Source organism: Streptomyces sp. NPDC031426, from assembly GCF_055581585.1.
The window spans coordinates 534950-548534 of the sequence record NZ_JBVIJE010000002.1; the positions used below are offsets into that span (position 1 = coordinate 534950).

Sequence of the window (13585 nt, forward strand, 5' to 3'; positions counted from 1 at the left end):
GCCGTATCCGCCACAGCCAAGTCCCGGACCACCACGTTTCCCGTGCCGAAAGGACCACCAGCTCATGCCGCACCCGTCCCGGCCTCGTTTCGGAATCATGACCGCCCCCTCGCAGGTCGACTACGACGACGTGCTGCGGGTCTGGCGTGAGGCGGACGCGATCCCGGAGATCGAGCACGCCTGGCTGTTCGATCACCTCATGCCGATCTTCGGCGACCCGGACGGTCCGGTCTTCGAGGGCTGGACACTGCTCGCGGCCCTCGCAGCCCACACCCGGCGCCTACGTGTCGGCGTGCTCGTGACCAGCAACCGGTTCCGGCCGCCCGCGATGCTGGCCAAGATCGCGACGACCGTCGACATCGTCTCCGGCGGGCGGCTCGACTTCGGCATCGGCGTCGGCTCACGGCCCGGCCATCCCCTGGCCAGGCGTGAGTACGCGGCACACGGCCTGCCCTTCCACGAGTCCGCGCACGCCGTGGCGAGCCTGGCCGAAGCCTGCACGGTGATCCGGCGGCTGTGGACGGAGGCCGAGCCCTTCGACTTCCATGGCGTCCACCACCGTCTCACCGGAGCGTTCGGCAACCCCAAACCCGTTCAGCGCCCCCACCCGCCGATCCTCGTCGGCGGCCGCTCCTCCGCGACCCTGCGGGTGGTCGCCGAACACGCCGACCTGTGGAACATCCCCGGCGGCGGTGACATCGACGACATCGCCGGCCGCAGTGCGCTGCTGGACCGCTATTGCACGGAGATCGGCCGCGACCCCGCTTCGGTCACCCGCTCGATCCACCTGCCCGTGTCCTACGACCGGCCCGGCAGTACCCGGGACGCGATCGGCGAGGCGATCGACGCCGGTTTCCGGCACATCGTGCTCGGACTGCCGTCGCCGTACCCCGCCGGGGTCGCCCGGTGGATCACCGACGAGCTCATCAGCCCGTCGGCCTGAGCCGGCCCGCCGGCGCCTCCCGGCTGCGGCACGGCGTACGATCACCGCCAAGTCGGGGTCGTAGCACAGAGGTTGTGCGCCGCGTCGGCATCTCGGAGGACGTCGGTTCGAATCGGTTCGAATCCGACCGTCCCGCGCGGGGCCGTGGTCGCGCGGCGGTGGTCGAAGGCCGTGTGATAGTTTCGAATTCAACATCTTTGGGGTGGTCGTCCACCGCAGCCCGAGGAGGCCAGGTTGAGCAGTCCCGTCACGGCCGGTGCCACGCGGCGGATATTCATCGACAAGCAGAGCCCCAAGGCGTATCACGCGCTGGTGCAGACGTCCGAGGCGGTCCGGGCGACCGCCGCCGAGGCCGGCCTGGACCGCACCCTGGTGGAGCTGATCAACCTCCGCGTGTCGCAGATCAACGGCTGCGCCTACTGCCTGCACGTGCACACCCGCGCCGCGCTGCGGGCCGGCGACACCCCGGACCGCCTGGGCGTGCTCGCCGCCTGGCGCGAGACCGAGCTGTTCACGCCAGCGGAGCGGGCCGCCCTGGCGCTGGCCGAGGCGACCACCGCCGCCGCGGACAGTGCCGCCCAGGACGCCGCCTACGCTGCGGCCCGGGACGTGCTCACGGACGATCAGCTGGCGGCGGTGATCTGGGTGGCCGTCACCATCAACGCCTTCAACCGGGTCTCGATCATGAGCCGGCATCCGGTACGGCCGGAGCGGTGACGGCACACGACCGCGTTCGGGGCGCGGACCGCGGGTTCTGATCGATCGTCTCCAGCAGCCGGGCCACGCAGGTCGGCCGGGGGACCGTCGACCGCCAGTTCGAAGGCGCCGTCCAGCCGCCGCCGCGCCTCGTCGGCCCACAGCCGGGCCCACGGGGCTCGGGCCGGGCCCGGTAGAGGGCGTCGCCCTCCGGTGGCTCCCAGGCTCGCACGGCCCCCAGCGTGCGGCCGGTTATCCGCGCCTCCACGATGCCGCGGCGCAACGGGGCCAGTCCGGCGAGCGAGTCGCTCACCCCGACGACGACGTCTCCGGCAGCAGTGCAAGGAAGGCCACCCCACTCGGACAAAGTCCGATCGGCGGAAAGTGGCCTCGAATGCGGGGTGGGGATCGGTGTTCGCAGGCTGCCGGATCAGCGCTCTGCTGCCCGTCGCCCGACGGCGCCCGACAGGCCCCGAGCGCCCTTCGCCGGCCGCAGGAACGCGCTCCACCCGCCCGCGGGCTTCTCGCCGACCTGGAGGCTGCGCAGCTTCGCGTGGATCTCGGGATCCTGGGCGTCGAGCCAGTCCGTGAACTGCCGGAACGAGACCAGACGCACGTCCTCCCGTCCGGCGATCTGCTTGAGCACCTCCTCGGCCGCGTCCATGTAGATGCCGCCGTTCCACTGCTCGAAGTGGTTGCCGATGAACAGCGGCGCCCGGTTGGTCTCGTACGCCCGCTGGAACCCGGCCAGGTACGACTGTGTCGCCTGGGCCCGCCAGTAGGGGTAGTTGTAGGAAGGTGCCCGCGTCGAGTTCTTGGACTGGTTCGCCAGCATGTTGTAGTCCATGGACAGCACCTCGAACGTGTGCCCCGGAAAGGGGATGCTCTGCAGCGGCAGATCCCAGACGCCGCCCCGCTTCCTCGGCCAGCGTTGCACCCCGCCCGGTGAGGAGGCGTCGTAGCGCCAGCCGAGTTCCCGTGCGGTCGGCAGCAGGTTGTCCTGCCCGAGCAGACACGGGGTGCGGCCGCCCACGAGTTCCTTGTCGTAGTCGAAGGGGAGCGACGGTTCGTCGTGCCAACCGGTGTGTGTACGCCATGACTTGACGAAGGACCGCGCCTGCTCGATCTCCGCTCGCCACTGTGCGGGCGTCCAGTTGGCCACCGATCCGGGGCCGGTGCAGAAGTGCCCGTTGAAATGGGTGCCGATCTCATGGCCGTCCAGCCAGGCCTGGCGGACGTACTTCAGTGTCTGCTTGAGGTGTCCGTCGGTGAGGTAGCCGATGTCCGAGGCGCCGAGCGGGTTGTTCGGCGGGTCGTAGAGCCGCTTCTTGTCCTCCGGCAGGAGATAGAGGCCGGACAGGAAGAAGGTCATGTGCGCGCCGTGGGTGCGGGCGAGCTCCAGGAAACGCGGGAACAGGCCGGCACCCAACTCGCCGGCGCCGTCCCAGGAGAACACCACGAACTGCGGCGGCGTCTGTCCGGGTTCGAGGGCCATGGGTGACGCCGGCTGGTGCGGCTGGCGTCCGGTGTACGACGTCGAGCCGTCCCCGATCAGCCGGACCGCCCCCTGCTCCTCCGGGCTGCCGGGGGAGCCGTTCTGTCCGTCCCGGCCACTGCATGCGGCGAACGACGCGGCGGCCACACCGATGCCGGCGCCGATGCTGAGGCGTGCCACACTCCGGCGGCTGATTCCACCCACGGCCACCATCCCAACCCGCGCCATGCCGCGACGCGTTGTGCGCACCCTGAGCCGAAACTCCCGTCACTCGGCACCATAAAGGAAATAAATATACAAACTGGTTAACTGGGTGCGGTGTGGCGCGCAAAGTGATCGACAAGCATCGCTGGCGTCACACGTCCGGCCCTACTGCGCCTCAGGCCGGGGCGCCGCCCCCTGGGAGGCCTGGGGCCGCGTCCGTCGTGAACTCGGCTTCCGCCGGCACCGGTCCCCGCAGCCGGCCGGCGAAGACGTCGACGCCGAGGAAAGGCACGCTGAACCGGGTCTTGGTGGGTGCCAGGGCCGGCAGCGTGGCCAGTGCTTCGTACTCGGCCGGCGACAGACAGATGTTCGCGACAAGCCCCTGCGCGGTGCCGGGCCGGGCCGCCGGGACCGTCCGCATGAGTTTCAACTCCATGTCGCCGCAAGGCGGTAGGGCACGACGAAGCCTCAGGCGCGTGCCCGTCGGATACCGGTCGGTGATCACTCGGACGGCCGTCACCGCCGAAGGCGCGGGCAGGGCGGCCGGCAGGAAGCGTCGCTCGCGCTCGACACGTCCGTACCGGCCCGGGCGTACGGTGTCGCCGTCGACACATCCCGCTTCCTCGCTCATCGCCTCGGCATCCCAGCCCGGCCTCCGCCGCTCACCGGACGAGCTCGTGGGCATCAGCGGAACGCCGCCACGTTGCGCGCAGCCCACGCGGAGAAGGGGGCCGCGGGGCGGCCGAGCAGGCGCGCCACATCCGTGCCGACCGCCTGCTCCTCCGGGGTGGGGGTGCCCAGGACGGCGAGCGTGCCCTCGGCGACGGCGGGCGGCATGAACCGGACCATCTGTGCGAGGGCCTCCTCGCGGCTCTGCTCCACGAACGTCACCGGCTCGCCGAGCGCGGCGGCGATCGCCGCCGCCCGCTGTCGTGGTGTGGTGGGCTCCGGGCCGGTCAGTGTGTACGTGACGCCGTCGTGCCCGTCCTCGCGCAGTACGGCCGCCGCCACCGCGGCGACGTCGTCCGGGTCGACGAACGGCAGTGCCACATCGGCGAACGGCGCCGCCGCGATGCGGTGCCGGCGGACCGGCTCGGCCCAGGCCAGCGCGTTGGAGTCCAGCCCGCCCGAGCGCAGCACCGTGAACGGCAGCCCCGACTCGGCCGCCGCCGCCTCGAAGCGCGCCGCGAGCGCGTACATGTCCGGCCGGGTGCCCACGCCCTGCGAGGACAGCAGCACCACCTTCCGCACGCCGGCCGCGGCGGCCCGGCGCAGGATGCCGACCGGATCCTCTCCGGCCACGAGCAGGAACAGTGCCTTGGCGCCCGCCAGGGCGGGGGCGAGGCTCTGCGGCTCTCCGAGGTCGGCGGTGACGGCCCGCACCCCCGGCGGCACGTCCTCCTCGCCGATGTGCCGGGCGACGGCGGTCACCGTCTCCCCGGCCTGGACCAACGCCGCGACCAGGGCCCGTCCGACATTCCCCGTGGCACCCGTGACGACCGTCATGGCAGTTCTCCTAACTGAGTTAGTTGACTAACTAAGACGTGACCATAGTCCGCGGCTCAGCTCGTTGTCTATCCTTAGTCAGGTGACTGACTCAGATTCCGCCGCCGCGGTTCAGGTCGCGCGGCCCGGCCGATCAGGCCGCGGTGGCAAGCGTGAACGCCTGGTGAGGGCGGCCGTCCAGGTCTTCCACGAGCAGGGAGTGGAGAAGACCACCCTCGGCGACATCGCCCGTACGGCCGAGGTGCCGCTCGGCAATGTCTACTACTACTTCAAGACCAAGGATCAGCTCGTCGAAGCCGCGGTGGCCGCCCACTGCGAGCAACTGGGTGTGCTCACAAGGCAATTGGATGCCCTCCCGGATCCGGCCGCCCGGCTGAAGGCCCTCGTCTCCGGCTGGGTCGACCGGCGCGAGACCGCGGCCCGTTTCGGCTGTCCCTTCGGCACCCTCGCCACGGAGCTCGACAAGCGTGACGACGGTCTGGACCGGGCCGCCGCGAAGGTCATGCGAGCCCTGCTCGACTGGGTGGAGTCCCAGTTCGCCCAGCTCGGTCGCGCCGATGCCGCCGCCCTCGCCGTCGAACTCGTCGCGGCCTACCAGGGCATGTCCGTCCTCACCAACACCCTGCGCGACCCGGGCCTGATGGCCGCCCAGGGCGAACGCCTCCAGTCGTGGATCGACGGGATCGCGAAGCGGTGAGGGAGCGGTAGGGAAGTGCGCGCCGCCGGGGGGCGTGCGCGCGGGTCTATTACCGGCCTTCCGGGTGCACCGCAGCGTGTGCCGCATCCGGCCAATCTCCGGCCGGTGAGGCGCCGGACCGCGCTGCGGAGGGCGTCCGCTCCCGTCGCTGAGGTGTCCGGCATCCGGAGTGCCGGCGCGGTGCCCCATCAGGGAAACAGGGCCCGGAGGGGGCCGGGTGGTCACTCGGCTGTGTGCGCGGTCAAGGCGGAGCGCCGGTGATCGGCGAACGACCGAAATCGACCACGCCGCAAGGAAGTTGATCAGAGCGGTGATTACGCGCGGGCCGGACGAGGGAAGTTTTCCGGAGCCACCGACACATGATCTTCACCGGCGGATTCCGGTGCCGGCGCGTGTCACCCGTCCACCCTCGAGAGGAGGTGCAGTGATGAAGCTTCTCTTCGCCATCCGCAACAAGGTCGCGGCCGCCAAGAGCCTGAAGGCGAGCGCCTGGTACCTCTGGTACTGATTGCGCGCCTCGCCGTACAGGTGAGGTGACATCGTTGTCCGGCCGTGCGCACGGTCACGGCCGGCCGGACAGCGGTGGTCCGTCGTAGTACGGCGCTCGCCTCTGTCCCCGACCGCCCTTCTGCCAACGGGAGCATCCATGCCGCCGTCCTCCGCCACGCGGGTGCGCAGCACCGTGTTCGCCCCACGGCTCGCCGCACTCATCCGCGCCCACACCGGCCAGGACGTCTTCCGGCTGGAACCCGACACGATCGGGGTCGCCGGACACGAGGTCGCCGATCGCATCCTCGCCGCACGCCGGGCGACGGAGACCGAGCGCCCCACCTTCAAGCCGCTGCACGGACGTTCCATCACGCGCACCGAGGCGTCCACGGTCACCCGCACCATGGGAAACGACGTGCGTGACGCGCTCGCCAGGCCCCTGCCGAAGGGCGTCGACCTCGCCGGGTCCTGGCCGCTGACCGGGCATCTTTTCCTGCGGGACCTCATCCTCGGCCAGGATCCCCACCGCCTGCGCATGCTGATGAGCCGCAACCTCGAACTCACACCGAAACTCACCTGGTCGGTGATCGCGATCGGTGCCGCCCTGCCGGGCTGGCCCCGGCCGAGCGAGCGGCTCACCGGGCTCGCCGGCCGGGCCGCGCGGGCCACCGGCTACCAGGAGCGCCGGTACGCGATGGGCGTGTACCGCAGGGCGGCCGCACCCGTGTGTTTCACCGTCTCGACGCTGGTGGCCAACGCCCTCTGGCTCGGTTCGCCCTTCGACGACACCATGTCCAACCGGAACATCATCCTGGAGTCCCTGCGGCTGCTGCCGCCTTCGTGGAACATCCTGCGCAACGCCTCGCCCGAGTACCCGGCCGTCGACGACCGGATCGGCGAGCGGGACGACGTCCTGGTACTGCCGTTGCTCTCTCATCGCGACCCGGCCCTGTGGCACGAGCCGGACCGCTTCCGCCCGGAGCGCTGGGACGACCTCGACCCCGACACCGCACCGGGGTATCTGCCCTTCGGCCACTCCTCCGAGCGCTGCTGGGGCAGGCACATGGTGATGCCGCTCGCCGAGCTGCTGCTCGACCTGATCCGCGGCGCCGGGCTGGTGGTCGACCCCGCTCAGCGGGTCGGCAAGGTCCCGCTCCTCGGCCTGCTGGGCGTGGAGGACGTACGGCTGGTGCGGCCCCGCTGACGTGCGGGCCCCGCTCAGGTCGCCATGTCCCGTTCTTCCACCGCGACCGGCACCACGGCGATGTGCTGGACGGCACGGCTGAGCACCAGCACGCCTCCGATGATCAGGAGGGCGCCCGCGGCCCCCGGGACCAGCCACCAGCCCGTGCGGATCCGCTCCCCGAACAGCGTCATGCCGAGCGTCAGGCTCACCACCGCGTCGCCGATGGTCAGCGCCGGCTGCGCCGCGGCCAGCGGACCGGCCTGGAGGGCGTTCTCCAGCAGGATCACGGCCCCGACACCGGCGAGCGCGAAGCCGTACGTCTGCCAGGAGCGCAGGAACGCCGCGAACCCGTGGTCGGCGAAGGTGCCGCTGGCCGACTTCAGCAGGGCGGCGGTCAGCGCGTTGCCCGTGGCGGAGGCCGCGGCCAGCAGCGCGGCGCGCCGGGCCGGCGAGCGGCCCCGGCCGGAGGACAGCAGCACCGCCGCGGCCATCCCGCCGACGCACAGGCACAGTGCCGGGATCCAGCGGCTGAGCGGCGCGTGGTCGACGGCGCCGTGCGGGGCGGCGGCGATCAGCAGCACGGCGAGACCAGACACACAGGCGCCGACGCCCCACCAGCCCGAGTGGGGCAGCCGCCGGTGCATGAGCGGAGCGGCGACGAGCAGCGCGAAGGGCAGCTCCAGGACGAAGAGCGGCTGGACCAGTGCGAGCGGGCCGTTGACCAGGGCCAGGCTCTGGAGCAGCGCGGCGCCGACCACACCGCACATGCCGATCACCCAGAAGGGCCGGCGCACCAGCTCCGCGAGGAGCCGGAGCCCGCCGCGGCTGCTCGCCGACGCGGCCTTGCGCTGGAAGGCGGTGCCCACGGCGTTGCTCGCCGCGCCCGCGACGGCGAACGCCGCGGCGAGTTCGATCACGACCGTCTCCTGCCTGCGGGAGGCCTCCCGTAGGAGCTTCGGGTCTCTTCAGCCTACGGAAGGGGGCGTCCGGACGCCGGTCGGAACGGTGGATCAGCTCAGGGTGAGATCGTCGGCGTAGACCGCGCCCTGGCCGTACCAGCCGTGGACGTACACCCTGACCGTACGGACCCTGCACCCAGCCGCTCAGCGTGTAGGAGGTGTCGGGCTTCAGGGCCAGGGTCTGTGCTGACCAGGTCGCCTCCCGGCCCGTCGTGCCCTTCGCGTGGCCTGCTCAGGTGGCCCGGGTGCCACCGCCCCGGCGGATACGGCCCAGCAGGTCCCGGTGATAGGCGGCGAGTTGCCCGGCGGGCACGGGCGCGGGGCCGCCGGCGAGGGTGTACCAGGTGTCGCTGCCGGAGTGCTGGACGGCGACGCGCACGCTGTGGCCGTCGGACAGCAGGATGGTGGCCACGGTCAGGTCGCCGGTGATGACGCCGACCTCCTCGGTCATCGCCCCGCCGGGGCCGGCGGTGACCCGGTCGACGTAACTGTTGATGCTCGGTGGGGTGTGCATGGGGCGCAGGCTTCCATCAACCCGCGCGGCGAGTCCCGCACCGCGCAGGTGTCGCCCGCGGGTGTCCCCGTGTTGGGCGTGTGATCTGCGCCGGCCGGCACCGAGACGGGGGTCAGCCGAACAGCGGGAACCGGTCGGCCGCCGCGCCCAGCGAGGCGCGCTCGGCCTCGGTCAGCGCGGCCCGGCCGGTGCCCACGCGGGCGTAGTGCGCGTCGCTCCACTCCGCCGGCGCGGGGCGGCCGAGCAGACCGTCCAGGGTGGTGCGCACCGCGGCCAGTCCCTCGGGCGCCGGTCCGGCCGCGTGCGGGAGCCGGACGGTCAGATCCAGGTGGTGGACGGTCGCCTCCACCGCGAGGGTGCTCAGCAGGTCCCCGGCCGTCAGCACATGCCCCTGCGTGCCGACGTGCTGTGCGGGGTCGGCCGTCTCCGCCGCGTGCACGGCCGCCGCCAGCGTCTCCAGATACAGGCCCTGGAGCTGACCGAAGTCGAGGAACATGCTCGCGTTCACCCGCACCCAGCGCCGGCCGTTCGCCGCCCCCACGGTGTCCGGCCGCCAGTCCTGCCAGTACGTCACCGCGTCCCGGTCCACCGGCGCCCGCGTCGGCGTGTGCAGGGCCACCAGAGCGCGCTGGGCGTCCGTCAGGCAGTGGAAGACGAGATCGCGGACCGCCCAGCCGGTACAGCCCGTCGGCAGCCACGACTCCTTGTCACCCAGGCCGGCGACGACCGCCGAGGCGGCCTCGTAGGCCGCGCGCAGCGCCTTCGCGGGTCCGACCGCATCCACAGAACTCATGCCTCCCCCTGTTCGTCCGCCGTACAGGCCGTCACACCCGGCTCGACGTCGCCGTGTCCGCGGACAGCCGCTGGGCTACGTAGATCGGGATCACCGACAGCAGGACGAGTACCGCGGCCACGACGTTCACCACCGGTGCCTGCTGCGGCCGGGTCATGTTGTCGAAAATCCAGATGGGCAGGGTCTCGATGCCGGGCCCCGCGGTGAACGTCGTCACCACGATCTCGTCGAAGGACAGGGCGAAGGCGAGCAGACCACCGGCCAGCAGCGCGGAACGGACCAGCGGGAAGGTGACGTCCGCGAAGGCGCGGAAGGTGGTCGCGCCGAGGTCCATGGCCGCTTCCTCGTACGAGGCGGCCGTACGGCGCAGCCGGGCCACCACGTTGTTGAAGACGATCACGATGCAGAAGGTGGCGTGCCCGACGATCACCGTGAACAGTCCGAGCCCCACGCCGAGCGGTTCCAGCACCGTGCCGAAGGCCGAGTTGAGGGCGATGCCGGTGACGATGCCGGGCAGCGCGATCGGCAGGACCACGATGAACGACACCGTGTCACGGCCGAAGAAGCGGTGCCGGGCCACGGCGAACGCGATGAGCGTGCCGAGGACCAGCGCGATCGCGGTCGCCCCCAGCCCCGCCTTCACCGAGACCCACAGGGCCTGCCGGGCACCGGAGTCGTGCCCGGCCACCGACCACCAGCGCCAGGTCAGCCCGGGCGGTGGCCAGCTCGCACTGCGGTCGGGATTGAGCGAGTTGACGAGGACGAGCAGCAGCGGGACGTAGATCACCGCGAAACCGAGCCCGGCGCCGGTGCGCAGGGCGATGCGCGCGGTGCGGCTGAGATGCATGGTGCTGTTCTCCTCCAGGTCCTACAGGCTGTTCAGGGCGCCCGTACGGCGGATGGCCAGCAGATACAGGACGATCACGACGACGGGCACGGTGCCGAGCGCGGCGGCCATGGGCAGATTGAGCTCGATGTTGGAGTAGACGAGGTTGCCGATCAGCTGGCTCTTGCCGCCGACGATCTGCACGGTGATGTAGTCACCGAGGCTGAGCGAGAAGGTGAACACCGAACCGGCCGCGACCGACGGCAGCACCATCGGCAGCACCACCGAGCGGAAGGTCCGCCCGGCCCGCGCCCCTAGGTCGGCCGAGGCGTCGAGCAGGTTGGCCGGGAGCTGTTCGAGCGCCGTGTGGATCGGCAGGATCATGTACGGCAGCCACAGGTACGTCAGGGTGAGGACGGTGGCCGGCAGGCCGAAGCCGGGGCCGCTCAGCCCGAACGGCGCGAGCACCCAGTCGGCGAGGCCGCCCTGGGACAGGATGAGCCGCCAGGCGTACACCTTGACCAGGTAACTCGCCCAAAGGGGAGTCAGGATGGCGACCACGAGCAGGGGGCGCCATCTCGGCCGGGCCACCCGTGCGGTGTAGAAGGCGACCGGGAAGGCGATCACCGCGCACAGCACGGTCACCGCGAGCGCCACGCCCACACTGCGCAGGATCACCTGCCGGAAGACGGGCGTGGTGAACAGCTCGTGGAAGTTGTCCGTCGACCAGACCTTCACCACCTGCGAGGTGAAGGAGTTCGTCGTCCAGAACGCCGAGATGAACAGCACCGCCAGCGAGCCGAGGTAGAGGACGGCGAGCCACAGCAGCGGGGCGGTGAGCAGCAGGGTCAGCCGCAGCCGGGGCCTGCGGTGCAGGCTTCCGGCCAGCCGCCGGACGGTTCCCCGGCCGGCGGCGGTCGTCACGTCGGTCGTCACGGCTCAGCCCTTGATCTCGGTCCAGGCCTGCACCCACTTGGCGTACGGCACGCACTTGACGTCCTTGCGGCCGTCCAGGCACTGCTCGATGGGCGTGTTCCAGAAGGCGATCTTCTTCCAGTAGTTCTCGTCGGCCGCGTGGTAGACGGTGCAGAAGTTCTTGTCGCTGGTCTCGGCGCAGGCCTTGGAGTTGGCCGGAGCCTCGCCGAAGTACTCTGCGACCTGGGCGTTGACCTTGGGCGAGACGATCCAGTCCAACCACTTGTAGGCGCAGTTGGGGTGCTTGGCCTTGCTGTAGACCATCCAGGTGTCGGACCAGCCGGTCGAACCCTCCTTCGGCACCAGCGCCTTGACCTTGGCGCCCTCGGAGGCGGCGAGGTTGGCGATGACCTGCCAGGTGGTGCCGACCACCGAGTCACCGCTCTTGAAGGCGGACACCTCCTTGAGGTAGTCGCTCCAGTACTCGCCGACGTCCTTGTTCTGCTGCTTGAGCAGGGCCACGGCCGCGTCGAACTGCTTCTGGTCGAGGGCGTAAGGGTCCTTGATCTTCAACTCGGGCTTGGTGGCCTTGAGATAGAGGGCCGCGTCGGCGATGTAGATCGGCGAGTCGTACGCGGTGACGTGCCCCTTGTACCGGGAGGCGCCGTCGAAGACGGCGGACCAGGAGGTGGGCGCGGGCTTGACCTTGTCGGCGTTGTACATCAGCAGGTTGGCGCCCCGGCCGTGCGGGATGCCGTACATCTGGCCCTTCACCGAGTTCCAGGCACCGTTCTTCAGCCCGCTGAAGATGTCCTTGTAGTTGGGGACCAGGGCGGTGTTCACCGGGGCCGCGTCCCCGGCGGCGATCAGGCGCAGGGAGGCGTCGCCGGAGGCGGAGACGGCGTCGTACTCGCCGGTCTTCATCAGCTTGACCATCTCGTCCGAGCTGGTGGCGACCTTGGAGTGGACCTGGCAGCCCGTCTGCTTCTCGAAGTCGCCGACCCAGTTCACCTTCGGGTCGTTGGAGCCGTCCTCGACATAGCCGGCCCAGGCGATCAGGTTGACCTGGCCCTCCGTCTTGCCGAGCTTCGTCGGGGCCTTGAGGTCGGGCGGGTTGAGCCCGGTGGCGGACGAGCCGCCCGAGCCGGAGGAGTCACAGGCGGCGGCGAGCAGCAGCGCGGCGGCGCAGGCCGCGGTGCGCAGGACACGGGTGGGACGCACGGCGTTCTCCATGGGGACGTAGAGGCGGGGGAGAGGTCAGGAGGGCAGCCGGACGGCGTGCCGGCGATGCCAGGTCAGGCGCACCCGGGTGCCGCGGTAGGCGGCGACGTCCTCGGAGGAGGTCTCCAGGTTCTGCTGGAGCGCGGTGAGCCGGGCGCCGCCGTCGAGGTCGACCAGGAAGCGGGTGGCGTCGCCCAGGTAGACCACCTCGGCGACGGTCCCGACGGTGCTCGTGTGCCCTGGCTCGTCCGCCTCGGCGGACTCCTTCAGGACGCGGATCTTCTCCGGCCGGATGTTGTACGTGCCCGGGCTGCCGACGATCCGGTGCGCCGCCTCGCCGTCGAGAAGGTTCGAGGTGCCGACGAAGGAGGCGACGAACGGGGTCGCCGGGCGTTCGTAGATCTCCGCGGGCGTGCCGACCTGGGCGATACGGCCCTGGTCGAAGACGGCGATGCGGTCGCTCATCGTCAGGGCCTCCTCCTGGTCGTGGGTGACGAAGACGAAGGTGATGCCGACCTCCCGCTGGATGGCCTTGAGTTCGACCTGCATCTGCTCGCGCAGCTTCAGGTCGAGGGCGCCGAGGGGCTCGTCCAGCAGCAGGACCCGGGGCCGGCCGACGAGCGCGCGGGCGAGGGCGACACGCTGGCGCTGCCCGCCGGAGAGCTGGGCCGGACGCCGCTGGCCGTAGCCCTCCAGGCGGACCTCGGCGAGGGCCTTGCGGGCGCGGACGAGCCGTTCGGCCTTCGGTACCTTGCGGACCTTCAGCCCGTAGGCGACGTTCTGCTCGACCGTCATGTGCGGGAAGAGGGCGTAGTCCTGGAAGACCGTGTGCACGTCCCGCTCGAACGGGGCGAGGCCGGTGACCTCCTGCCCGGCGAGTTCGATCCGGCCCTGGTCCGGTGTCTCGAACCCGGCGACCAGCCGGAGGACGGTCGTCTTGCCGGATCCGGACGGGCCGAGCATCGAGAAGAACTCGCCGTCCCGGATCTCCAGATCGACCCCGGCCACGGCGGTCGTCTCACCGAACGACTTCCGCAGCTCCTGCAGCCGGATCGCAATTCCCTCCATAGGGGAACCTTTCTGGCGCGCTGTACATTGAACCGTTGACGGTAAACATATGAAGTCATAGTTCTAAGTTCAA

At 70.9% G+C, this 13585-nt stretch carries 15 protein-coding genes; 5 read left to right on the top strand and 10 right to left on the bottom strand.

All coding sequences use genetic code 11. The features are described 5' to 3' along the window. Nucleotides 1-64 precede the first annotated feature (64 nt). On the top strand, nucleotides 65-943 hold the full coding sequence (locus ACZ5NH_RS05270) for an LLM class flavin-dependent oxidoreductase (protein ID WP_468773043.1): 879 nt from the start codon (nucleotides 65-67) through the stop codon (nucleotides 941-943). 234 nt (nucleotides 944-1177) lie between these two features. Beyond that, nucleotides 1178-1660, top strand: coding sequence for a carboxymuconolactone decarboxylase family protein (locus ACZ5NH_RS05275; protein WP_468773044.1), 483 nt, complete (start codon nucleotides 1178-1180; stop codon nucleotides 1658-1660). A 409-nt stretch (nucleotides 1661-2069) separates the two neighbouring features. On the opposite strand, the gene ACZ5NH_RS05280 is transcribed toward ACZ5NH_RS05275, so the two are convergent. From ACZ5NH_RS05280 to ACZ5NH_RS05290, 3 genes are all read right to left on the bottom strand, one after another. Further along, nucleotides 2070-3347 (bottom strand): polysaccharide deacetylase family protein, encoded by a 1278-nt coding sequence (locus tag ACZ5NH_RS05280; protein WP_468773095.1) that lies wholly within the window; start codon nucleotides 3345-3347, stop codon nucleotides 2070-2072. A gap of 166 nt (nucleotides 3348-3513) precedes the next feature. Beyond that, the gene (locus ACZ5NH_RS05285; protein ID WP_468773045.1) at nucleotides 3514-4023 is read right to left on the bottom strand and encodes a hypothetical protein; all 510 of its coding nucleotides are present in this window, start codon (nucleotides 4021-4023) and stop codon (nucleotides 3514-3516) included. Further along, nucleotides 4023-4844 carry an SDR family oxidoreductase gene (locus tag ACZ5NH_RS05290; RefSeq protein WP_468773046.1) on the bottom strand — a complete coding sequence of 274 codons (822 nt, stop codon included), beginning with the start codon at nucleotides 4842-4844 and terminating at the stop codon, nucleotides 4023-4025. Before ACZ5NH_RS05290 ends, ACZ5NH_RS05285 begins: the two co-directional genes overlap by 1 nt. Nucleotides 4845-4926: 82 nt before the next feature. Here ACZ5NH_RS05290 and ACZ5NH_RS05295 point away from each other — a divergent pair, with 82 nt between their 5' ends. The 3 genes from ACZ5NH_RS05295 (at nucleotide 4927) to ACZ5NH_RS05305 (ending at nucleotide 7234) form a co-directional block, all read left to right on the top strand. Beyond that, nucleotides 4927-5541 (top strand): TetR/AcrR family transcriptional regulator, encoded by a 615-nt coding sequence (locus ACZ5NH_RS05295; protein ID WP_468773047.1) that lies wholly within the window; start codon nucleotides 4927-4929, stop codon nucleotides 5539-5541. Between the two features lie 427 nt (nucleotides 5542-5968). Continuing rightward, the gene (locus ACZ5NH_RS05300) at nucleotides 5969-6049 is read left to right on the top strand and encodes a tryptorubin family RiPP precursor (protein ID WP_388636393.1); all 81 of its coding nucleotides are present in this window, start codon (nucleotides 5969-5971) and stop codon (nucleotides 6047-6049) included. A 138-nt stretch (nucleotides 6050-6187) separates the two neighbouring features. Then, entirely contained in the window at nucleotides 6188-7234 is a 1047-nt protein-coding gene (locus ACZ5NH_RS05305) for a cytochrome P450 (protein WP_468773048.1), read from the top strand. Nucleotides 7235-7248: 14 nt separating this feature from the next. Here the strand turns inward: ACZ5NH_RS05305 and ACZ5NH_RS05310 are convergent, their stop codons facing one another. The 7 genes from ACZ5NH_RS05310 to ACZ5NH_RS05340 all read right to left on the bottom strand — a co-directional run bounded on the left by ACZ5NH_RS05310 (nucleotide 7249) and on the right by ACZ5NH_RS05340 (nucleotide 13512). Next, complete coding sequence (locus ACZ5NH_RS05310) at nucleotides 7249-8133, bottom strand: DMT family transporter (RefSeq protein ID WP_468773049.1); 885 nt, start codon at nucleotides 8131-8133, stop codon at nucleotides 7249-7251. 274 nt (nucleotides 8134-8407) lie between these two features. Continuing rightward, nucleotides 8408-8689, bottom strand: a complete 282-nt coding sequence (locus ACZ5NH_RS05315; protein ID WP_468773050.1) for a hypothetical protein — start codon at nucleotides 8687-8689, stop codon at nucleotides 8408-8410. A gap of 112 nt (nucleotides 8690-8801) precedes the next feature. Further along, nucleotides 8802-9482: a maleylpyruvate isomerase N-terminal domain-containing protein gene (locus tag ACZ5NH_RS05320; protein ID WP_468773051.1), complete on the bottom strand. Its 681-nt coding sequence runs from the start codon at nucleotides 9480-9482 to the stop codon at nucleotides 8802-8804. A gap of 31 nt (nucleotides 9483-9513) precedes the next feature. Then, complete coding sequence (locus tag ACZ5NH_RS05325; protein WP_451557088.1) at nucleotides 9514-10329, bottom strand: ABC transporter permease; 816 nt, start codon at nucleotides 10327-10329, stop codon at nucleotides 9514-9516. Between the two features lie 21 nt (nucleotides 10330-10350). Further along, nucleotides 10351-11244, bottom strand: coding sequence for an ABC transporter permease (locus tag ACZ5NH_RS05330; RefSeq protein WP_468773052.1), 894 nt, complete (start codon nucleotides 11242-11244; stop codon nucleotides 10351-10353). A gap of 3 nt (nucleotides 11245-11247) precedes the next feature. After that, on the bottom strand, nucleotides 11248-12444 hold the full coding sequence (locus ACZ5NH_RS05335) for an ABC transporter substrate-binding protein (protein ID WP_468773053.1): 1197 nt from the start codon (nucleotides 12442-12444) through the stop codon (nucleotides 11248-11250). 36 nt (nucleotides 12445-12480) lie between these two features. Further along, complete coding sequence (locus ACZ5NH_RS05340) at nucleotides 12481-13512, bottom strand: ABC transporter ATP-binding protein (protein WP_468773054.1); 1032 nt, start codon at nucleotides 13510-13512, stop codon at nucleotides 12481-12483. Nucleotides 13513-13585 lie beyond the last annotated feature (73 nt).